General features: G+C 36.8%; 25 protein-coding genes. 15 read left to right on the top strand and 10 right to left on the bottom strand.

Going from position 1 to position 21,033, the window contains the following annotated elements; translation table 11 throughout:
* The first annotated feature begins 70 nt into the window (after nt 1–70).
* The 5 genes from AB8P06_RS17135 to AB8P06_RS17115 all read left to right on the top strand — a co-directional run bounded on the left by AB8P06_RS17135 (nt 71) and on the right by AB8P06_RS17115 (nt 2,993).
* Nucleotides 71–520 carry a hypothetical protein gene (locus AB8P06_RS17135; protein ID WP_369843466.1) on the top strand — a complete coding sequence of 150 codons (450 nt, stop codon included), beginning with the start codon at nt 71–73 and terminating at the stop codon, nt 518–520.
* The gene (locus AB8P06_RS17130; RefSeq protein ID WP_369843465.1) at nt 520–1,014 is read left to right on the top strand and encodes a metallophosphoesterase family protein; all 495 of its coding nucleotides are present in this window, start codon (nt 520–522) and stop codon (nt 1,012–1,014) included. Before AB8P06_RS17135 ends, AB8P06_RS17130 begins: the two co-directional genes overlap by 1 nt.
* 89 nt (nt 1,015–1,103) lie before the next feature.
* Nucleotides 1,104–1,598, top strand: a complete 495-nt coding sequence (locus tag AB8P06_RS17125; RefSeq protein ID WP_369843464.1) for a Smr/MutS family protein — start codon at nt 1,104–1,106, stop codon at nt 1,596–1,598.
* Nucleotides 1,599–1,616: 18 nt separating this feature from the next.
* The gene (locus AB8P06_RS17120; protein WP_369843463.1) at nt 1,617–2,333 is read left to right on the top strand and encodes a DUF3822 family protein; all 717 of its coding nucleotides are present in this window, start codon (nt 1,617–1,619) and stop codon (nt 2,331–2,333) included.
* 81 nt (nt 2,334–2,414) lie between these two features.
* Nucleotides 2,415–2,993, top strand: coding sequence for an RsmD family RNA methyltransferase (locus AB8P06_RS17115; protein WP_369843462.1), 579 nt, complete (start codon nt 2,415–2,417; stop codon nt 2,991–2,993).
* Here AB8P06_RS17115 and AB8P06_RS17110 read toward each other — a convergent pair.
* Nucleotides 2,990–3,337 (bottom strand): winged helix-turn-helix transcriptional regulator, encoded by a 348-nt coding sequence (locus AB8P06_RS17110; protein ID WP_369843461.1) that lies wholly within the window; start codon nt 3,335–3,337, stop codon nt 2,990–2,992. The two genes, AB8P06_RS17115 and AB8P06_RS17110, sit on opposite strands and share 4 nt — an antisense overlap.
* 86 nt (nt 3,338–3,423) lie before the next feature.
* Between AB8P06_RS17110 and AB8P06_RS17105 the strand changes: the two genes are divergently transcribed.
* Nucleotides 3,424–4,023, top strand: coding sequence for a nitroreductase family protein (locus tag AB8P06_RS17105; RefSeq protein WP_369843460.1), 600 nt, complete (start codon nt 3,424–3,426; stop codon nt 4,021–4,023).
* A 55-nt stretch (nt 4,024–4,078) separates the two neighbouring features.
* Here the strand turns inward: AB8P06_RS17105 and murI are convergent, their stop codons facing one another.
* The 6 genes from murI to AB8P06_RS17075 form a co-directional block, all read right to left on the bottom strand.
* Complete coding sequence (gene murI / locus AB8P06_RS17100; RefSeq protein ID WP_369843459.1) at nt 4,079–4,909, bottom strand: glutamate racemase; 831 nt, start codon at nt 4,907–4,909, stop codon at nt 4,079–4,081.
* 44 nt (nt 4,910–4,953) lie between these two features.
* Complete coding sequence (locus AB8P06_RS17095; RefSeq protein ID WP_369843458.1) at nt 4,954–6,555, bottom strand: DUF4139 domain-containing protein; 1,602 nt, start codon at nt 6,553–6,555, stop codon at nt 4,954–4,956.
* A gap of 50 nt (nt 6,556–6,605) precedes the next feature.
* Nucleotides 6,606–7,730 carry a radical SAM family heme chaperone HemW gene (hemW, locus tag AB8P06_RS17090; RefSeq protein ID WP_369843457.1) on the bottom strand — a complete coding sequence of 375 codons (1,125 nt, stop codon included), beginning with the start codon at nt 7,728–7,730 and terminating at the stop codon, nt 6,606–6,608.
* A 50-nt stretch (nt 7,731–7,780) separates the two neighbouring features.
* Complete coding sequence (locus AB8P06_RS17085) at nt 7,781–8,731, bottom strand: PorP/SprF family type IX secretion system membrane protein (protein WP_369843456.1); 951 nt, start codon at nt 8,729–8,731, stop codon at nt 7,781–7,783.
* 51 nt (nt 8,732–8,782) lie between these two features.
* Nucleotides 8,783–9,847: an RluA family pseudouridine synthase gene (locus AB8P06_RS17080; protein WP_369843455.1), complete on the bottom strand. Its 1,065-nt coding sequence runs from the start codon at nt 9,845–9,847 to the stop codon at nt 8,783–8,785.
* A 72-nt stretch (nt 9,848–9,919) separates the two neighbouring features.
* Entirely contained in the window at nt 9,920–11,023 is a 1,104-nt protein-coding gene (locus AB8P06_RS17075) for a PASTA domain-containing protein (RefSeq protein WP_369843454.1), read from the bottom strand.
* Between the two features lie 156 nt (nt 11,024–11,179).
* On the opposite strand from AB8P06_RS17075, the gene AB8P06_RS17070 reads away from it, so the two are divergent.
* The 4 genes from AB8P06_RS17070 to AB8P06_RS17055 all read left to right on the top strand — a co-directional run bounded on the left by AB8P06_RS17070 (nt 11,180) and on the right by AB8P06_RS17055 (nt 14,258).
* Entirely contained in the window at nt 11,180–12,172 is a 993-nt protein-coding gene (locus AB8P06_RS17070; RefSeq protein WP_369843453.1) for a D-alanine--D-alanine ligase, read from the top strand.
* A 2-nt stretch (nt 12,173–12,174) separates the two neighbouring features.
* Nucleotides 12,175–12,639 (top strand): pantetheine-phosphate adenylyltransferase, encoded by a 465-nt coding sequence (gene coaD, locus AB8P06_RS17065; protein WP_007844215.1) that lies wholly within the window; start codon nt 12,175–12,177, stop codon nt 12,637–12,639.
* A gap of 76 nt (nt 12,640–12,715) precedes the next feature.
* Nucleotides 12,716–13,348, top strand: a complete 633-nt coding sequence (locus tag AB8P06_RS17060; RefSeq protein WP_369843452.1) for a trimeric intracellular cation channel family protein — start codon at nt 12,716–12,718, stop codon at nt 13,346–13,348.
* Nucleotides 13,349–13,415: 67 nt separating this feature from the next.
* Nucleotides 13,416–14,258, top strand: a complete 843-nt coding sequence (locus tag AB8P06_RS17055; RefSeq protein WP_369843451.1) for a T9SS type A sorting domain-containing protein — start codon at nt 13,416–13,418, stop codon at nt 14,256–14,258.
* A gap of 288 nt (nt 14,259–14,546) precedes the next feature.
* On the opposite strand, the gene AB8P06_RS17050 is transcribed toward AB8P06_RS17055, so the two are convergent.
* A complete protein-coding gene (locus AB8P06_RS17050; RefSeq protein WP_369843450.1) occupies nt 14,547–15,113 on the bottom strand; it encodes a tetratricopeptide repeat protein in 567 nt (188 codons plus the stop codon).
* A gap of 75 nt (nt 15,114–15,188) precedes the next feature.
* Complete coding sequence (locus AB8P06_RS17045) at nt 15,189–15,683, bottom strand: dihydrofolate reductase (protein ID WP_369843449.1); 495 nt, start codon at nt 15,681–15,683, stop codon at nt 15,189–15,191.
* Nucleotides 15,684–15,756: 73 nt separating this feature from the next.
* On the opposite strand from AB8P06_RS17045, the gene AB8P06_RS17040 reads away from it, so the two are divergent.
* From AB8P06_RS17040 to AB8P06_RS17020, 5 genes are all read left to right on the top strand, one after another.
* Complete coding sequence (locus AB8P06_RS17040; RefSeq protein ID WP_369843448.1) at nt 15,757–16,365, top strand: LemA family protein; 609 nt, start codon at nt 15,757–15,759, stop codon at nt 16,363–16,365.
* On the top strand, nt 16,365–16,793 hold the full coding sequence (locus AB8P06_RS17035) for a TPM domain-containing protein (protein ID WP_369843447.1): 429 nt from the start codon (nt 16,365–16,367) through the stop codon (nt 16,791–16,793). Before AB8P06_RS17040 ends, AB8P06_RS17035 begins: the two co-directional genes overlap by 1 nt.
* Entirely contained in the window at nt 16,774–17,574 is an 801-nt protein-coding gene (locus AB8P06_RS17030) for a TPM domain-containing protein (protein ID WP_369843446.1), read from the top strand. Before AB8P06_RS17035 ends, AB8P06_RS17030 begins: the two co-directional genes overlap by 20 nt.
* Nucleotides 17,575–17,756: 182 nt before the next feature.
* Nucleotides 17,757–18,278: an NAD(P)H-dependent oxidoreductase gene (locus AB8P06_RS17025; RefSeq protein WP_369843445.1), complete on the top strand. Its 522-nt coding sequence runs from the start codon at nt 17,757–17,759 to the stop codon at nt 18,276–18,278.
* 2 nt (nt 18,279–18,280) lie between these two features.
* The gene (locus tag AB8P06_RS17020) at nt 18,281–20,167 is read left to right on the top strand and encodes a monovalent cation:proton antiporter-2 (CPA2) family protein (RefSeq protein ID WP_369843444.1); all 1,887 of its coding nucleotides are present in this window, start codon (nt 18,281–18,283) and stop codon (nt 20,165–20,167) included.
* Nucleotides 20,168–20,169: 2 nt separating this feature from the next.
* On the opposite strand, the gene AB8P06_RS17015 is transcribed toward AB8P06_RS17020, so the two are convergent.
* Nucleotides 20,170–21,000 (bottom strand): head GIN domain-containing protein, encoded by an 831-nt coding sequence (locus tag AB8P06_RS17015; protein ID WP_369843443.1) that lies wholly within the window; start codon nt 20,998–21,000, stop codon nt 20,170–20,172.
* Between the last annotated feature and the right edge of the window lie 33 nt (nt 21,001–21,033).

Raw genomic sequence — 21,033 nt, 5'->3', positions numbered from 1 at the left:
TTAAATTTTCTCAAAGTTAATCAATTCAGTATTATTAAGTAAATTTGAACTTTATTTTAATCACTGGAAAATGACTTCAAAAAAACTGCTCCCCTTCTTTTTATTCTTATTGAGTTTCAATTTATATTTCTCTCAGGACGTAGCTATCAAGGACGATAAAGTACTTCTTGACGGAAAGCAGATTTTAAAAGCAGAAAAAATCAGCGTAGGGCAATATTCATTTTTCACGATGAAGGATGATGAAGAAATCCTGCTCTACCGGTATATGGATAATGAATCACCCAAATATGGTGATGATGACTATTACATCCTGAATTTCCTGACTGAAAAAACTAAAGTAGAATCAAGGGATTTCACGAAAATTTTAAATTTTATGAATTCCAAAAAAGGAATGGAGAAACTGATCAAATGGCTTCTTAAGGAAAGGGTAATCAATAGCGAAGGCGAACTTAATCCTGAGCGTGTTGCCATTTTCAAGGAAAAATATGATGAGAACATTACTGAAAGAACGTTTAGATAATGACCAGAATCCTCCTTCTTTCCGATTCTCATTCTTATATCGATGACCGGATTTTAGAATATGCACGACAGGCCGATGAAATTTGGCACTGTGGAGATTTCGGAAGTTTTGAAATCATTGAGCAGCTTGAAAAAATTAAACCGTTGAAAGGGGTTTATGGAAACATTGACAATGCAAAAATCCGTTCTGAATTTCCTGAAGTAAGCCGTTTTTTCTGTGAGAACCTCGAGGTGTTAATGATTCATATCGGTGGCTATCCTGGAAAATATACTCCTCTGGCTAAAAAAGAAATTTCTGAAAAAGCTCCGAAAGTATTTATTTCAGGGCATTCCCATATTCTGAAAGCAATGTTTGATGAGAAAAACAATCTGCTACACCTGAATCCCGGTGCCTGCGGAAAGCAGGGATGGCACAAAATGCGTACAATGATGCGCTTTGTGATTGATGGTGAAGAAATAAAAGACCTGGAGATTATTGAACTCGGTCCGAAATAACCTTAAATTTGCAACAATAAATTCGGAACAATTTAAAATTTTCAATCCATTTTGTTTCGTTCAATTGATAAAAGTTATCCTAAAAAAAAATGAAGATTGGTGATCAGGTTTCGGTGGTAGATGAAGATTTAAGCGGAACAATAACTTCCGTGAACGGAAATATTGTGGTTTTTAAGGATGAATATGGATTTACCTATCAATATCCAAAAGAAAAACTGGTTCCTAAAAACGCCTCTTTATATGAAAATATGAAAGTGGTAAAAAAAGCGGAACCCCAAAAAACAATTTCCAAAAGCCATCAGAAAAACCCTCTTGTCTTGGATTTACATTTTCATAACCTTGTTAAAAATCCCAATGATTATGACAGTTTTGAAAGGCTTTTCATTCAAAAGGAAAAATTGCTGGAGGTATTGGCATTCTGTAGGAAAAACCACCTCAAAAGGCTTGAAATCGTACACGGCATTGGTGACGGAGTCCTTCAGAGATTGGTATGGGATACTTTGGAAAGCCAAACCCATCTTGATTTTTATAATAAGGAAATACTTCACCATCAATCAGGTGCGGTTATGGTAGAATTTCACTAAATTTGCATCAATTGTAATATGAACGTACTTAATTTACTTTTTACCAAAGACGGATTGATCTACCAGATTGCTAAAAACAAAAGCATTGTGGAGGAAAAATCGTATTTCGTGAACGAAGAATCACCTAAAGACCTCATTATTCAAAAGCTGGATGAAGTTTTGATCAAACAGAGATTTGATGAAATTTCCGTGATCTCAGCCTTGAATCATTTTACCCTGATGCCTGAAAGATTTTCAGAACATGAGGCCGGTTTTGATTTAATTGCTTTCAATGCACCTGTTGATAAAGAAAATGAAGAGCTGATGCTTTCCGTGAACAAGAAATTCAAAGTTCAGTTTTATTATACTTTTCCGAAAAATTTTTACAAAAAAATAAAAGAACTGGCGATTCCCGTTCATTTTAATTTTTCGGGAGAGAAGTTTTTGAACTCTATCAATAATAAAAGCAACAAAGAAATTCATATCAATCTTTATCACAATCAATGTGAATTTTTTGCCATTGACAATAAAAATATCATTTTATATAATAATCTGGATGTCAATTCTGAAGTAGATTTTCTTTATTTCATCATGTTTACATTGAAAAAGATAGGTTTCGGAATTAACGAGACTCACTTTTTTGCATATGGTGAGACTACAGAAAATGAGACCTTCATTTCGGAACTGCAAAAATTTGTCAAAAACATGAAGATTGTGTTTGATAACATTCCGAATAAGAATTTCATCCTCAATTAGATTGCAGACCGCAGGTAATAGGGATAGAACCCACACTTCAACACCTGCCACCTAATCTATTACCTAAACTCTAATAACAATATGTACAGAATAATCTCAGGCAAGTGGAAAGCCAAGAAAATAGCAGCTCCGAAAAATTTTGATGTAAGGCCGACTACGGATTTTGCGAAAGAAGCTTTGTTCAGCATTCTGGAGAACACCTATGATATGCAGTCGATCTCTGTACTTGACCTGTTTGCAGGAATTGGGTCTATAAGTTTTGAATTTGCATCAAGAGGATGTAAGGATGTAACATCCGTTGAAATGAATCCGAAGCATACCAGCTTTCTTAATTCTACGGCTTCCGAACTGGATATCTCTTTACAGGTAAATGTTCAGCGGGGCGATGTTTTCGACTGGCTGAAAAAATTCAGGAACAGAAAAGCTTTTGAAATTGTTTTTGCTGATGCTCCTTTTGAAACTGAAGAAAAAAAATACTACGAGATGCTTTCTCTGGTTTTAAACAACAAGTATCTTAAAGAAAACGGAATTTTTATCGTTGAGCATCAGAGCCGTTTAAAATTTGATCATCCGAATCTTAAGGACACCAGAAAATACGGAAACGTGAGTTTCAGTTTTTTTGAACCGAATAAAGAAGAAATCAGTAATCAGGAACTTTAATTCCTGATTATTTTTTCTGAGTTTTCTACAGCTTCCTCGCCCCATTTTGTAATTTCATTTAAAACGGGAAGCAGGGTTTTTCCAAAGTCTGTTAAAGCATATTCTACCATTAACGGTGGTTTTTCCGTAAAAACTTTCCTGTCAATAATATGATCTTCCTCCAACTGTTTGAGCTGAAGGCTTAATGTTCTTTCTGTAATTGTAGGAATAAGTTTCCGCAATTCGTTATATCTTTTGGCTCCGTCAATTAAATGGAATAAAATTACCGCTTTCCATTTCCCGCCTATAAACCTCATCGTTACACTGGTGCAACAAGGATATTTTTTATTATCTACTGTATACATTTTATTATACTATCATTTTAGACCGTTATTGCAAAGTTAATAAACTTAAATTAATTTTGTAACTATAAAAATGATAGTATAAAATTATGGACTTTTTAGAAAAAATGAAAACGAGGTATACGGTTAAAAAGTATAATCCTCAAGGAACAGTAAGCGATGCTCAAATCAGTCAGCTGAAAGAAATCCTGAATCTGAGCCCGTCATCCATCAACAGCCAGCCCTGGAATTTTGTTTTTGTGAATGATTCTGAAACTAAGGAACAATTGGCAAAGGCATCTTATTTCAACAAAGAAAAAGTTCTGGACAGCAGCCAGCTGATTGTTTTCCAGGTGATCAGAAATCCCGAAGATTTTGAGCGGCAGATTGAAGAAAACCTGCCTGAAGGTTCCGTAAATTATTACAGAACAATGGTGAAGCCCAAAGGTAAGGAAGCCATAAAATCATGGTTGGAGCACCAGGTTTACCTGTCATTGGGTGTTTTGCTTTCGGCCTGTGCGGTTATGGGGATTGATTCTACGCCAATGGAAGGAATAGAAACGGATAAATATGACGAAATCTTAAAGAATGAAGCCTATAAGAGTCTGTTTGCCGTTGTTATTGGCGAGAGAGCTGAGAATGACAGCAATCATCCTGTTGTAACACCGAAAAGAAGATTAGAATCTGAAAAAGTTATCCTTGAAATGTAAAGAATCAAGTGATCAATTTATTAAAAAGGTGCTTCATTTTGAAACACCTTTTATTTTATAATACTTTTAATTCTAAATCAATGGTTTTACCAAAGAACTTTTTAGAGATTTTCTCGAAATTTTTGGTCAGATCCGAAAGATAGAAATGATAATTCGGTTTTGGGTTCTGCTCATTCAGCAAGTTGTATTTATCGAGGATGATCTTCAGGTGATTTGCTACAATATTAGGAGAATCGATCACCCGAACGCGGTTTCCATAGTATTGCTTGATTTCATCAATCAGAAGCGGATAATGGGTACATCCTAAAATCAGCGTTTCAATATTTTTTAATTTACTGTTGCTTAAATAATTGTAAATAATCGCATGGGTAATCGGATGGTTTTTAAACCCTTCTTCAATGGCAGGAACCAATAAAGGAGTAGCAAGTTCGTCAACTTTAATCCATTTATTATGCTTTCTGATACTCTTTTTATACAATCCTGAGTTCACCGTAGCTTTGGTAGCAATAACACCGACATTATTGTGAATTTCATACGAAACTTTTTCAGCAACGGGATTAATTACATCAATTACCGGAACTTTTCCGGCTACCGATTCCATTACTTCATTCAAAGCATTGGCTGTTGCCGTATTACAGGCAATCACAATTGCTTTACAATTCTGCTTTAACAGAAAATTGGTAATTTTTGTAGAATATTCTATAATCGCTTCTCTGGATTTCTCACCATACGGAAGGTGTTTTGTATCCCCGAAATAAATTAAATCTTCATTGGGAAGAAGTCTTTTAATTTCCTTGGCAACCGTTAAGCCTCCCACTCCACTATCAAAAATTCCGATAGGCTGTTTTGAGGAAAGATGCGAATAATCTTGTTTTTTAGTTTTCAAAATGAACTGAAATTTTATACAAAAATAGTGAATAGAATGATATGTTAATTAAGATTACTGATTGAATAATCCTTCGGATACCTCACTTTATAACTTACTCTGAATTTTTTGGTTTCAGATGGCGAAATTTTTACATTCCACAGCAAAAAGCCTTTTTCTTTATCTACCTCTGCACGGTCGCTTTGCAGCAATTCTATTTTAACGGCTTCATCTTTACTTAATGGGAACTGATCTTTGATTTCTATATTTATCATATCTTTCTTGTTATTGCGAACAACGATGTCATATGTAAATGTCTTTTCCTGATATGATGAGAAAAATTTCACATTTGCTTTATCATCCACGACCTCTTTTCGTACATTGATCTTTTTATCATTTCCAAGAGTGATATTCAGTTCATCGGAAGTCTGATTGGGATTAATAGAAGTTTCACCGATGTACATGTTTTCAAAAATGATATTGGCCGGAGCTGAGATTAAATTATACTGATTAAAATTTTTTATTGTGGCTATCAAAAAGGCGTCATTCTTCTGTTTTGGTGCTGTAAAATATTTATAATCTGCAGGAATTTTAATTTGATTAAGATTAATAAAATGATCCTGATTATTTGAAAGGATATCATACGGCACATCAACTTCAAAGCTGATATTAAACTGATTTTCAACAGTTTTAAAACTCATAGCCGTTACTACCACTTCCTGAATTTCCTGTGTTCCAATGGTATCACTATTTCTGCTATATCCCTGTGATGCTGTTCTAGCTCTCTCTTCCATTTTATAGGAATCTAAAAACCATGGACGCAAAACAGGCTCTGTATTGTTATGGCTAGACTGGCCGTTGATGAGGGAGAGCTTCACTCCTTTCCAGTCTAAGCCTGTATCCTGCCTTACTTTAGCTTTAAACATTACATCCAAAGGTTCTGAAAGCTTATTCCCGCGTATCTCGTAAAAAGGCTGCCATGACACGTTATCAGCCAGGTAATTAAGATCCATCTTTACAGCAGTAGCTGCACTGCTCATTATTTTTAAGATCAGAACACCATCTGACGATGCTTCTTCCATTTCAGAATTAATCTTCAGGCTGCTTTTCAAACGGGATAATTTTTTCTGAAGATCAATGTTCTTTTTATTGATAGCAGATAAGGCGGTACTGATCTCAACTCTCTTATTTTTATAATATTCCGTCAGTTGCATCAGTTGGGCGACATTTGATGTGTTACTTCCTACCAGAACAGTCTGGTTTTTATCTAAAAGTTCCAGAGTTTTGTTATTCGCTTCGAGTTCTATATTTGATTTCTGAAGAAGTTCTTCCACAATGCTGATACTGTCCGTTACTTTTTTAATGCGCGGATTGGTTTTATCCATATCATATTCGGAAGTATAATTATCTGTATATTGTGAAGACAGAATGGTCACATTTTTATTATTGACACTTAATTGTATTGATCTTTCCTCAATTTCATCGGAGATGTTGGTGATCACTACTTCAGATGATCCTGCAGGTAAAGAAAAAGCCACTGAATTCTGTAACTCAGCGGAGTTTCTGTAAATATTAACCGCATTCACTTTCGCTTTGGTAAAAATTGGTTTTTGGGCAAGGTGCAAAGCACTGACACATAGAAAAAATAAGAATAATTTTTTCTTCATAGTTATTGTTTTTAATTAAAAGTATGGAATCAAATATACATTAATAAAACTTACACCAGAAATAAATCCGAAGCAATTCCATCCGCCATAAACCAATGTTTTTCGGGAATTTTAAGATGATTGTTTTCAATAATCAGAATGCCTTCTTTTATTTTCGGTTGTATTTCTTTTTGAAATGCTTCAAGAATTTCAGCAGAAAATTTGCTGTTTAAACTTTCCAGATCTACACCCCAGATCGTTCTTAATCCGATCATGATCATTTCGTTGAACTGGTCTCCCTGTGAAAGGATCTCCGTTTCTTTTGCTAAAATGGCTGAATTGAGTTTTTTAATGTATTGCTGGTTATTCGCAACGTTCCAGCTTCTGATATCATGTCCGTTGTAAGAATGAGCAGACGGACCGATTCCCAGGTATTCCTTATATTTCCAATACGCTGAATTATGCCTTGAATAAAATCCCGGCTTGGCAAAGTTTGACACTTCATAGTGCTCAAAATCGTTGTCTTTCAAAAAGTCTGACAGATAATAGAATTCTTTATTCTGTTCTTCTTCTTTCGGGGTTGAAACTTTTCCTTTTGCAATCCAGTTTTCCAAAGCTGTTTTAGGTTCAACGGTCAAAGCATAGGAAGAAATATGAGGAACTTCCAGTGCTATGGTTTTATTCAGATTCTCTTTCCATATTTCAAAGTTGGAAGTAGGCGAGCCGTAAATAAGGTCAATACTTAAATTCTCAAATCCGAAATCCTGTGCTCTTTTAATGGAACCTTCTGCTTCCGATGCAGTGTGGGCCCGATTCATTAGTTTAAGGTCTTCTTCAAAAAAGCTCTGTGTTCCAATGGATAAGCGGTTAATATAGGATTCAGAAAGGCCTTTCAGGAAGTTTTTATCAAGGTCATCCGGATTGGCTTCCAGTGTAATTTCTATATCATTCTCAAAGCTGAAATATTTCAAGACCTCATCGATTAACGAATTGATCTCACCGGCAGAAAGTATAGACGGGGTACCGCCTCCAAAATAAAGGGACTGCAATTTTTTATCCTGTAATTCATCTTTTCTCAGAAAGATTTCTTTTTTCATAGCAGCCAGCATATCATCTTTAAACTGTAAAGATGTTGAGAAATGAAAATTGCAATAGCTGCACTTTTGTTTACAGAAAGGAATGTGAATATAAATCATAAAAAAAGCCCTGAAAAAATCAGAGCTCAAATTTATTTAAATTAAATTAATTAGTATCTATATCCTCTATGATTAATGAAGTTATCAAAGTTATAACCTAATCCGATCATGAAGCTGTTTCCACCATATTCCTGGATATCAGATAATCCAAGGTTGTAAGTAGCACCAATCATAAATTTGTTAAATCTTACTTTAACGATTGGAGAAATACTCAATTGCTGGTTATCAAATCTGTTTTGAACAGATCTATAGTTTACCCCGAAGGAGAATGAATTGATATCATTAAAGAACGTTGCGATTAAGTTATAATCAATAGTTCTCGTTGAGTTGGTATTCAGGTTGATTAATGCAGATGGTGTTACATACATATTATCTGCAAAATGCCAGTCATAACCTAAATTAAGGAAGAATTTGATTGGCGAAGGCTCACGCCCGTTAACGATTGATTCATCGTTTGTTAAAGCGATATCATTAACAGAAACTCCCGCAAAGATATTTTTGAATGTTGCCGCTAAACCGAAGTTTGCATAAGCCATGAAAATATTACTTTCATTACCTTGTAACAATGGGTCATACCCATCTTCAGTATTGATTTTTGAATAATCAAAATTCATGTTGTAAAAACTAACACTTGTACCGAAAGAGAACTGATCTTTTCTCTCGCCTTCGCTACTAAGTGGAATAAAATATGAAGCACCTGCTGTAATACCTCCCGCTGAAATAGGGCCATTACTGTCTCTAAAAACTGATATCCCGGCACCCACTCTGTCAAAAATATTAGCATTGATCCCTACAGATTGTACATTCGGGGACTCGCTAAATTTTGAAAATTGTTGTTGGTAATTAAGGTTGAGCTGAACATAGTCTGTTTTACCGTATTGTGCAGGGTTGAACAGGAACTCACCATCCAAAAGATATTGTTGATAGTATGGTAATGTTTCTTGTGCTTTATATGCATTTGACAAAAGAGCCAAACACACGATAGCATATAGTTTTCTCATAACAAATCTTGATTTCAATTCAACAAATATAAAAAAATTCTCAATATATTTTTAGTTTTCCAAATAATTTCTCCATTTTTTTACAGCATCCGCCATATCTTGAGGCATTGGGCTCTCAAAATACAATTCCTTCTTTGTCGTCGGATGTATAAATCCTAAAGTGTGAGCATGGAGCGCATGTCTGGGTAAAATCTCAAAAACATTCTTTATAAACTGCTTATATTTTGGCAGATTAACACCTCTCAGAGGCGTGTGTCCCTCATATCTCTCATCATTAAACAAGGTATGCCCTATATGCTTAAAATGCGCCCTGATCTGGTGGGTTCGTCCTGTTTCCAGCTTACATTCCACCCAGGTCATGTATTTAAATCTTTCCAGAACTTTATAATGGGTTACAGCATGCTTACCCTGGCTTCCGTCTTCATAAACAAACATCTGCATTCTGTTTTTCGGATGCCTTCCGATATGGCCTCTTATTGTTCCTTCATCATCCTGCACATTTCCCCAGACAAAAGCCCAGTATAATCTCTTGGTCTTTCTTTCAAAAAACTGTTTCGCCAGGAAGCTTAATGCATATTCATTCTTGGCAATCACCAATAAACCTGAGGTATCTTTATCTATCCTGTGAACAAGCCCTACTCTGTCCAGATCAGATTTAGCTCCGTTTTTCTCAAAATGAAATGCCAGAGCATTCACCAAAGTACCGTCCCAGTTCCCGAACCCCGGGTGCACTACCATTCCTGGTTCTTTATCTACCACCACCAGATCATCATCTTCATAAACGATATTAATAGGAATATCCTGCGGAATGATTACGTTTTCTCTCGGCGGATGGGCAAGCAGTACCGAAATCTCGTCACCCGGCTTTACCCTGTAGTTTTGCTTAACAGGATTGCCGTTTACAATGACGTTTCCTGCCCTGCAGGTCTGGGAGATTTTATTTCTCGAGGAATTCTGGCGGTATATCAACAGGAATTTATCAATTCTTAAAGGTTCCTGTTTGGGATCAACGGTGAGATTAAGATGCTCATACAATCCTTTATTTTCCTCATCAATATCAATACTGTTGAGATCTGTTAATTCTTCATCTAAAAAATCTTCGTTATCTTCTGTCATGATCTTTATCTTTTACACAAAAGGCCTCAACATAATGAAGTTGAAGCCTGTATTTTTTATTATAAACCGTTGTTATTCTACTACAACCTTTTTAGCTTTCGGCTTTTGGGCAGGCTGTTGCGCTGCATTGTTAGTCGTTGATTTACCGGTACCCGCACTATTATTAGCCGGAGTACTGGCAGAAGTTTTGGGTTTTGTATCGGTTGTTTTAGGCGTTGTTGTTGATACAGCAGGTTTTGTAGCCGTTGTTTTAGGCGCTTCTGTTTTCACGGGTTCCGGTTTCGGAAGCTCTTTTTTAGGCGCCGGCACCGGTTCATAAACAGGTTCCTGATGAATAGGCACTTCCTCATAATGTACCGGAGGCAGTGATGTATCTACCTTCATACGGTATATGGAGTTCAGCTGATCTATTTTAGAACGCAATTCCGCCGGAGTTTTTTTACTTGCCCAAAGATCCATCTGCATTCCCTGATCTCTTACATCTCCTGCAGCAGGATCCTGATAATAGATAATATCAGATTCATCCTGGCTACCATCCTCGTGTTCTACCAATCCTACTTCAAACATGCTTCTCGCAATGATAGCTCTAGCATCTTTTACCGTATATCCTACAACATTAGGAATTGAGATATTTCTCATCGGCCCGGATCCTACTACCACATCAATGGTTGAGAATCTTGGAAGCAATCCTCCGGGTTTTACCGGATTTCCTTTATATAACACTCTGAGAATCGCATCTTTCTGGATACTAGGTTCAAATATCGTATCACCTACTTTTAAGCCCACCTGATCCAGTCTCTGGAAACCTAATCCTGAATATTTATTAATAACATCAGGCACAGCAACAGGAGCCCAGCTTCTTGGATTCACTCTTAAACGGATAGCTCTGCCATCCTTCACACGCGAACCTGAATGCGGAGACATCTGAAGAACCTGAAAAGGTCTGAATTTAGGATCATATTTAGAACTGTCCACTTCATATTCAAGACCATTGTCTTCTAATATTCTGACAGCTTCCTGTACGGATTTATTAACTACATTGGGAACGGGTATTTCCTGACCATGATTGGTATGATACTCTAACCAACGAAACGTTAGCCACACCAACCCCACAAAAACCCCGATGGCTACTAACAAGTTCAGTAAAACTTTCCAATTGAAAAGTGATTTAAGCATACTTAAAAATACTTTAATTATAACGGCAAATATAGCTAATAATTTTAGAATGTGCTTTTTATTTAACACAATTCATTTTTGATCTCAAAATTTATGAAATTACCATCTTACAATACATAATTTCATTAAATTTGCCTTAATTGATACTATATGGTTATGAGCAAAAAAAGTGTTGCCGTAGTGATGGGAGGCTATTCTGATGAATATGTGGTCTCATTAAAAAGCGGTCAATTAATTTATGATTCTTTAGACAGAGATCTCTATAATGTATATAAAGTAGTTATCCTTAAAGACGAATGGTACTTTTTAGATGAAAACGATAAAAAGCACGGGATCAACAAAGGAGATTTTTCAGTAACTTCAGATAACAACGAGCAGTTAAAATTTGATGTATGCTTCAATATTATCCACGGAACCCCCGGTGAAAACGGTATTTTACAGGCCTATTGGGATGCCATAGGGCAAACCTATACAGGATGTGATTTTTACCAGAGTGCTTTGACATTTAATAAAAAAGATACACTGGCTGTACTGTCAAAATATGGAATTCCTTCTGCAAAGAGTGTTTACCTGAGAAAAGGAGAAAACATCAATGTTGATGAAATTATAGAGAATCTGGGGCTTCCGGTTTTTGTAAAACCCAATCAGTCCGGATCTTCACTTGGAATTTCAAAAGTAAAGGATAAAGCAGAATTAATCCCTGCAACCGAAGTGGCTTTCAAAGAAGACCATGAAATTTTAATTGAAAGCTTCTTAGACGGAATGGAAGTTTCTGTGGGAGTGATTGATTTTAAAGGAGAAACCATCGTTTTGGGAATCACCGAAATTGTTCCCCAAAATGAATTCTTCGACTATGAAGCTAAATATGAAGGGGCTTCGGAAGAGATCACTCCTGCAAGAATTGACGCTGAAACCACAAAAAGAGTGGAAGAAATTGCTAAAAAGGCTTATGATTCTTTAGGAATGAGCGGTTTTTCGCGCAGTGAATTTATTTTAATGGACGGCATCCCCTATATGCTGGAAATGAATACCAACCCGGGATTCTCACCTGCAAGTATTCTTCCCCAACAGGCAAGGCATTATGGAATTTCCATTACAGACCTTTGCGGAAATGAAGTTGAAAAAGCCTTAGCGAAAAAATCGAAGTAAGTATGAAAATAGCTGTTTTCCCGGGATCATTTGATCCTATCACGTTAGGACACTACGATATTATAGAAAGAGCGGCTCCGCTTTTTGATAAACTGATCATCGCTATCGGGCAGAATTCCCAGAAAAAATATATGTTTCCGCTGGAAAAAAGAATGGAATTTATTCAGAATTCCGTTGCTGAATTTCCCAATGTAGAAGTTGATTACTTTGAAGGCCTCACCGTTGATTACTGTTTTGAAAAAAATGCGCAGTTCATCATCCGCGGGTTAAGAAATCCAGCTGATTTTGAATTTGAAAAAGCCATCGCCCATACCAACAGAACCCTGGCTCACAAAAAATTAGAAACCGTATTCCTGTTAACCTCTTCCGGGAAATCGTTCATCAGCAGCAGTATTGTAAGAGAAATCATCAATCATGGCGGAGAATATGAACTTTTAGTTCCGGATTCGGTGAGAGTGGAAAAATAAATAATAAGTAATGGGTAATTAATAGAGATTATGGATTTTAATTACCCATTACTTATACTTATACTCATAATCATATATGCACGAACAGTTCAATTTTGCCATAGAAGTCCTTGGAACCGTTTCCTTCTCCATGTCGGGAAGCTTTGCTGCCATGCAGAAACGTCTGGATCCCTTCGGAGTTCTGATTATTGCGTTCGTGACCTCAGTAGGCGGCGGAACTGTCCGGGATTTATTGCTGGATATCCCCGTTTTCTGGATGCATGATTTATTAACCTGTGCCGTTATTCTGATTACAAGCATTTTTTCGATGATATTCAAATCGCTGGAAAAAAACTTTAAAGTAACTCTGTTTATCTTTGATAGCTTCGGATTGGGATTATTTACAATTATCGGGGTTCAGAAAGGGCTGAATGCAGATATCCACCCGTTGATATGTATTGGCTTAGGTACTATTACAGGTTGTTTCGGAGGAATTATAAGAGATATTCTGCTTAACAGAATCCCTTTGATTTTCAGGAAAGAAATTTATGCTACCGCCTGTATTGTCGGTGGAGCGGCTTTTCTATTAATGACAGAATATACCCCGCTTTCCTATACCTTTATTCAGATATTCACGATCTTATTAATCGTTGCCATCAGAACTTTCGCGGTAAAATTTCATTGGCAGATTCCAAAATTTTACGGTCACGACCATTCTTCCGAAATGTAGACATCGACAGCAAATTATTAATTTTATTAACAAATTATTATATTTACATTAATAAAATTAATAAATCATGAAGAAATCTACTTTTTTTTACGTTTTACTTATTAGCATTTCAGGTTTTATCCGAACCAATGCTCAACAGGAAATCATTATCGGAACCGGAACCAGTGACTGGTATTATTCTCCCATTACAAGATTATTTGAACATGGAGCCAGCGAAACGATTTATGACAGCTCCGATATAGGAATTACCGGAATTATCGGGTCCGTCGGATGGAATATCAATGCCAACGCCTATGCTACGACAACGGGCAATGTTTCCATTTATATGAAAATGACTGACCAGACCGCTATTTCAACTCCGGCAAGCTTAACCGGTTATACTTTAGTGTACTCAGGAAATGTAGATAACAATGTATTGGGTTGGCAAAATATTCAGCTTACTGCTCCTTTTGATTATAATGATTCCACTAAAAATTTAATGGTACTGGTCGTACATGCTTCCGGAAACTATACCCTCTCACCTCCAAGGTATTCCTATACAACAGCAACCGGAAAAGCTTCTTATTACAGCAGTATTTCCAATGCATGGAATGAAACCAGAGCAATGACTGCCACAGCCAACAGAACCAATATCAAATTATATTTTCAAAACCTCAGCACTGTTGAAATCGAAGGGAATAATTCTCTGAAATATTATCCGAATCCTGTAAAAAATACGCTAACAATTTCCGGTAATCAAAATATTACTCTGGTGGAAGTATATAACCTTATGGGATTGAAAATGATGTCAAAGAAATCTGATCATAAAGAAGTTTCCCTGGACCTGTCAGATGTATCTTCGGGTAACTATGTAATTAAGGTTACTGATAAAACCGGATCTTCGAAGACTATAAAAATTATCAAGGAATAATATAAACTCATAAAAAAGGCTGAAAAAATTTTTCAGCCTTTTATTTTTTTAGCAATCTACACTTATTTTTCTTGCCTCTGATCGGTTTTTATCGCAAAGAAAATGATGAGTCGGACTTATCTAAGATGAGCAAAGTTTTTAATCTATTAAAATAGATTAAAAAAGAATACTTCATAGCAGCTTTGCTGCTTTCTTTGCTTTTCTTAAAATATAGCAGTCGGATTTTAAAAGCCTTGCGTTAATAAAAAATTGATGAGGGTAAAATAGTATATAGTTACCATTTTTTATTTAGAATTTACCTCTCTGCCTCATATTAGGATTATGCATATGCTTTTGCATTGTTGGCATCTTCAGCTGGTCTTTCATCATTTTGATCTGATCGGTCATCATTCCTGCGCTGTCTAATCTTTTTGCTTCTTCAAGGAGTTTCTGCCCTTCCTGTTTTCTGCCTTTGGAAATTGCTGCAGCAGCAAGATTCAAAGTGGCCATTGCACGGTCATGCTTCATATTCAATCCGTATTCCAGTGCTTTTCTCATCAAAGGTTCTACTTTTGTAGGATGTTCCTGAGCCAGGGTTAAACCTTGCAGATAATGGAAATATCCGTACTGTGATTTATGAAGCTGACTCTGATAACTGGTGATTCCGGCAAGGTGTGACGCAGCCTTTTCCATATTCTGTTTTCTCAGTTGCCAGAATGCCAGAAGAATATATTCATTTTTAAAGAACAGTAAAATAGGCAGTGATGCAAGAAGGAAAACCACGATTCCCCAGCCCAGGTTTCTTGTAAAAATCATCATCCAAAGTCCGGTGATGATCAGAAGTGCCGCAATTACAATTTTTATATACTTATTCATTATTAAAATTTAGAAGTGCAAAGATAAAGAATTTAGAGGTTAGAAGCTAGAAGTTACAAGTCAGAATTTTCACAACTACTCAGCCTTAATTCTTTCAAAAGTCTGGAAACAGAAATCATAAGAATTTTTTTCATCTTTTTCATGACAGACCTCTTCTGTTTTTTTCCAGATCTTGCTGTCAATCTTGGGAAAGAAAGTATCGGCTTCAAGATCCGCTTTTACTAAAGTTACTTCCAGCTTATCTACCACATCCATAGTTTGCTCATAGATATTTCCGCCACCTATAATAAAAACATCTTCATCAATTTTTTTAGCAAATTTTACAGCTTCCTTAATGCTTCCTACAATTAAAATACCTTCTTCAAACCAGTCTTTTTTTCTGGAAACAACAATATTGGTACGGTTGGGAAGAGGTTTTCCGATGCTTTCGTATGTTTTTCTGCCCATGATCACCGGATGTCCGGAGGTAATATCTTTAAAATGTTTTAAATCTTTCGGAAGATGCCAAAGCAACTGGTTGTTGAATCCAATTTCGTTTTTCTCTCCCATTGCCACCACAATTGTTGTCATTTAAATAATTTTTTACAAAATTAGTACATAATTTGTATATTTGATTAGCACAAAAAATTAAAAAAAATAAACTATGAGAAATAAAGGTTGTCTGAGTGCCGGAACCATCGGCATTGTTCTTCTTATCATTGTTGCTGTATTATTCTTCTGGGGAAAAAGCGGGTATAATAAATTCGTTACCAAAGAGCAAACCGTTAATACCAAATGGTCCAATATAGAAACTGTTTACCAGAAAAGAGCCAATCTGATTCCTAACCTGGAAAGAACGGTTAAATCTTATTCGAAATTTGAGCAGGAAACATTGACTAAAGTAGTTGAAGCCCGTTCCAAAGCTACATCAATCAATATTGACCCTACGAATATGACGGAAGCAGATCTTGCTAAATTCCAGGCTGCACAGGGAGAATTATCCGGTGCGTTAAGCAGATTAATGGCTGTTGTGGAATCTTATCCTAATTTAAAGGCAGATCAGCAATACATCAACTTCCAGAGAGAATACACGGCGATTGAAAACAGCATCAGAACAGAAACTGTTTATTATAACGAAGCCGCTCAGGATTACAATACTTCGATCAAAACTTTCCCGAATAATATTCTGGCCAATTTTACCAACTTTAAAGAAAAACCTTACTTCAAAGCTGAAGCAGGTGCCAATAAAGCTCCTGAAGTATTCTCGGAATAATGAGCAATTTCCTGACAAATCAACAGATAGCTTCCCTTGTGGAAGCTATTCAGTCGGCAGAGAAACATTCTACAGGCGAGATCAGAGTACATATTGACTCTACCACAGAAAATCATAATGCTGAAACCGCATTTGAAGTTTTCAAAAAGCTTTGTATGAATAATACCGCCGACAGGAATGCTGTGCTTTTTCATGTCAATTTTGAACAGAAATACCTTACCATTATTGGAGATGCAGGCATTCACGAAAAAGTATATCAGTCCTTTTGGGATCACCTGCACGATTATATTACATCTGAATTTGCCAAAGGAAATTACTTCAAAGCATTAAAAAGTGCAATTCTGGAAACCGGTATTGAACTTAAAAAATATTTTCCCGTAAAGGGAGAAAATCCCAACCAGCTTTCTGATGAAATTACGTTCTCTTAAAATAGTATTTTCATTCCTTTTATTTTGCTTTTACAGTCTTGTATCAGCACAATATACTGTTCCTGACAAGCCCGCTGTTTTATACCCTGTTTATGATGAAGCCAATCTGCTTTCCCAACAGGAGAAAAACGATCTCAACCAAAAGCTTATCAAGTTTTCAGATTCTACCTCAACAGAAATTGAAGTGGTTATTATCCCTTCTACCAAAGGTGAGGATGTGAATTTTCTGGCAACGATGTTTGGGCAGAAATGGGGAATCGGAAAAAAAGGGGTTGACAACGGCGTTGTATTCCTGATTGCAACTGAAGACAGAACCATGTCAATCCAACAGGGAAGAGCTGTAGAGCAATATTTAACAGCTTCTGTTGCAGGACAAATCCTTGATTATATTGTTACTCCCAATTTCAAACAAGGGCTTTGGTATGAAGGTATCAACCGTGGGACTTCCGCTATTATGGAGGCTGTACAAGGGAAATTTAAACCATTGGCCAATGAAGAATCCGGCGGTGGAAGCATATCCAAAATTGTAATCATTGCATTTGTGATCTTCATTATCCTTGTTATTTTATTCAGCAACAGAGGCGGTGGCGGCGGAAACAATGACGACGACGATGTGATTATCACCAGAAGAGGCCGTAGAAATTACCCAGGTGGTTTCTTTCCTTTTCCGGGAAGCTTCGGAGGCGGAGGTTTCGGAGGTGGAAGCTCAGGCGGCGGTGGATTTGGAGGCTTCGGCGGTGGTGGAAGTTTCGGCGGCGGCGGTGCGTCCGGAGGATGGTAATTAAAATATAAAATACAATCGGTCTTAAAGGCCGATTTTTTTATTTAAAATTCTAAAATAAGACTGTTTCTTTGATTTATCTTAACATTAAGTTTCATTTTTGATACTGAAAAATTAACAAAACCTTCTAAAAAATATCGTTTATTCATTAAATTTTTAATAAATTTACTAAAAACAGGTTCATGAAGAAGACATTGGTAGTTTTTGCGCATCCTTATTTAGAGCACTCCAACTCAAATGTAGAGCTCATTAATTTTTATGTTCGCCACCAACACTTCACCCTTCGTGACCTTTATGAAGATTATCCGGATTTCCATATCGCCGCATTCCGGGAACGGAAACGATTAACAAGCTATGACCGTTTTATTTTCCAGTTTCCCATCATCTGGTTTGGTATGCCGCCGTTGTTAAGGTTATGGATTGATGAAGTTTTTGATCGGAACTGGCTGACAGAAGGCGAGTACAATCCACTGGAAGGAAAAGAAGTCTATATCCTGGTAACTACAGGCGGAAAAGAAAGGTCTTTCAGCAAAACAGGAACTTATAAGTATACTATCGACGAACTTATCAGCGGATTAATTGTTTCATTGAATGTTTTCAAAGCCAATATCAAACATATTAAAATCGTTTACGAAGCCAATAAGCTGACAAAAAAAGAGATCATTTTACATAAAAAAGAATTTACGGAACTCCTGAATCAATAAATATGGAATCATCTTTAGCAATGAACACACTGATTTTCCTGGGCGTAGCCATTATTATGGTTCCGTTGGCAAGGAAATTCGGGTTAAGTTCCGTTATCGGATATATTGCCGGAGGAATCATTATCGGCCCATATGTTTTAAGGCTTACCGGAAAAAACGTTAATGATATTATGCATGCCAGTGAATTTGGGGTCATCATGCTTTTATTTTTGGTAGGACTCGAGTTGGAACCGCGGAAATTCTGGGAGATGCGGAAAAAAATTGTAGGGCTCGGACTGACGCAGATGCTGCTTACCATCTCCTTATTATTTCTGGTTTTTATCAGTGCAGGATGGCGGATCGATAAAGCTTTTGCCATAGCGATGTGTTTTGCTCTCTCTTCCACAGCCATCGTTTTGCAGACCCTGCAGGAGAAAAACAACCTGAAGACAACCGCCGGAGAAGCTTCATTTTCCACTCTTCTGTTCCAGGATATTGCAGTGATCCCGATTATCGCAATTTTGCCTGTTATCGCTAATTATAAAGCCAGACATCATGACAATGAAATACAGATTTTAATCCAGAAACTTCCGCAATGGCTGCAGGCCGGAACCGTAATTTTCGGAGTCGTGGTTCTTATTTTACTCGGAAGATATGTATTTGTTCCTTTTTTAAGATATGTATCGAAATCTGGAATGACAGAATTGCTGACCGCTTCTTCCTTATTCATGGTTATCGGTGTTTCTGAACTGATGGTTGCGATAGGATTATCTCCCGCTTTGGGAGCATTCCTTGCCGGGGTAATGCTCGCCAACAGTGAATTCCGTCACGAGCTGGAAGCACAGATTGATCCTTTTAAAGGTTTGCTGCTCGCCGTTTTCTTTGTAAGTGTAGGCTCTACCATGAATTTTAATGTTATTCAGCAGGACCCGCTCTTTATTTTCAGTACCGTGATTGCTGTTTTACTGGTAAAGTTTCTTGTTTTATACGCGATCGGGAAGTTTTTCAAAATTGATACTCCTCAAAGCCTGTTTTATGCTTTTGCGCTTTCGCAGGTCGGGGAATTTGCTTTTGTATTATTTAATTACGCTTCAGACCTTTATCTTTTAAGCCCTGAACTGAATGTACAAATGATGGCTGTGACTGCAATTACCATGTGTATCACCCCGTTTTTACTCATTATTAACGATAAGATCATCACTCCAAAATTCATCAAAGAACTTCCCGAGGGAGAACATGATTTTAATATCCTCGACAGCAATGTAAGCCAGAAAAAGATCATTATCGTAGGGTTTGGGCATTTTGGGAGCACTGTCGGGCGTCTGTTGAAAGCCAATAAAATCTCAGCCACCGTTTTGGACAGGGACTCCGACCGTGTTAAATTATTAAGAAGCTATGGTTTTAAGGTCTATTATGGAGATGCTACGAGAATTCCCATTTTAAGGGCTGCAGGCATTGAAGATGCTGAAATACTGGTGCTTTGCCTTGATGATTCTGATGATAACAAATTTATTGCAGACCTCGTCCGTGAACATTATCCGAACGTAAAAATCTTTGTACGCGCAAAAAACAGGATCGACGCTTATAATTACCTTAATAACGGCATTGATAATATTTACCGTGAAACTTTAGGAACTGCCGTGGATATGGCTGTAGATGTACTTCATGAAACCGGAATGAGAAAATATGCAGCAAGACGGCTCGGACAGAGATTTATGGCGATTGATAAAGCTTCTATCAGAAAACTGGCCAAAACCAAAGATGATGAAGATGAACTTCTTCTGTTTACTACAAAAGAAATCCTCCAGCGTGAGGAGGAATTGTTGGCTTATGATAATCTCAATTTTGATAATAAAGATTGGGAAGGCTCCTCATCCGCAGATGAAGAAGATGAGGAAACCGACCAATAATTTTATTGGATGCTTACGCTTCCGCCACTGCTTTCCTGTTTATTTACACTGATATTTCCTTTTTTGTAAACGTCAACACTTCCACCGGAAGAAGCCTCTGCATCTACTTTTGCCGTTGCACTGATCTGTACACTTGCTCCGCTTGAAGCCTCAGCATTTACATTCTCTGCCAATACATCTTTGGCTGAAATACTGCTAGCTGAAGAAGAGGTAATATCTGCGTTTTTAGTTTTACCGGAAATATCGATACTTGCTGCTGAAGAAGCATCAATATCCAGATCAACAGCCCATACTTTTCCGTTAAAGTTGCTGCTGCTGTCTGCAGAAATATCAAGTTTATTTGCTTCAATATCTCCCGAAACACTTGCTGCACTTGAAATTTCCACATCTGTTTTTTCCTGGGTGAATTTATCTTTTAAAGTGATTTTTGCTGCAGAGTTAGCGATAAGCTTCGTAAAATCTTTAGTATAAATTTTCGCGCTCACATGACCGTTATTCATTACTCTGATTCCTGATTTGTAATGAATATGTAATTTTCCACTGTCGTTATCCACCAAAATATCGTCGATAATGTTTTCCGGAGCCGAGATAACCACTCTTTCCGTTTCGGATTTTATAATTTCAGCATCAATAGCCTGAGAAACTTCTATTTCATCAAAATTACCTTTAAATTCCTTTTCTCTTACCGGGCCGTGGTCTTTACTCGTTACCTTTTCTACCCAGCCACTGTTTCCGTTGTTGTCACTGTTTCCATTATTTCTTCTGTCATGTTTCTCGTTGCATGCAGATAATACTGCTACTGCTGAAAGAATAAAAAGACTTGTTGGTTTCATGTTTATTTATTTTATTATTTAAGTTTTAATATC

Origin of the sequence: Chryseobacterium tongliaonense (assembly GCF_041224435.1) — a bacterium.
Classification (GTDB): domain Bacteria; phylum Bacteroidota; class Bacteroidia; order Flavobacteriales; family Weeksellaceae; genus Chryseobacterium; species Chryseobacterium tongliaoense.
Note: the sequence above shows the minus strand (reverse complement) of the source record. Positions and strands in the feature narration are given on the sequence as shown.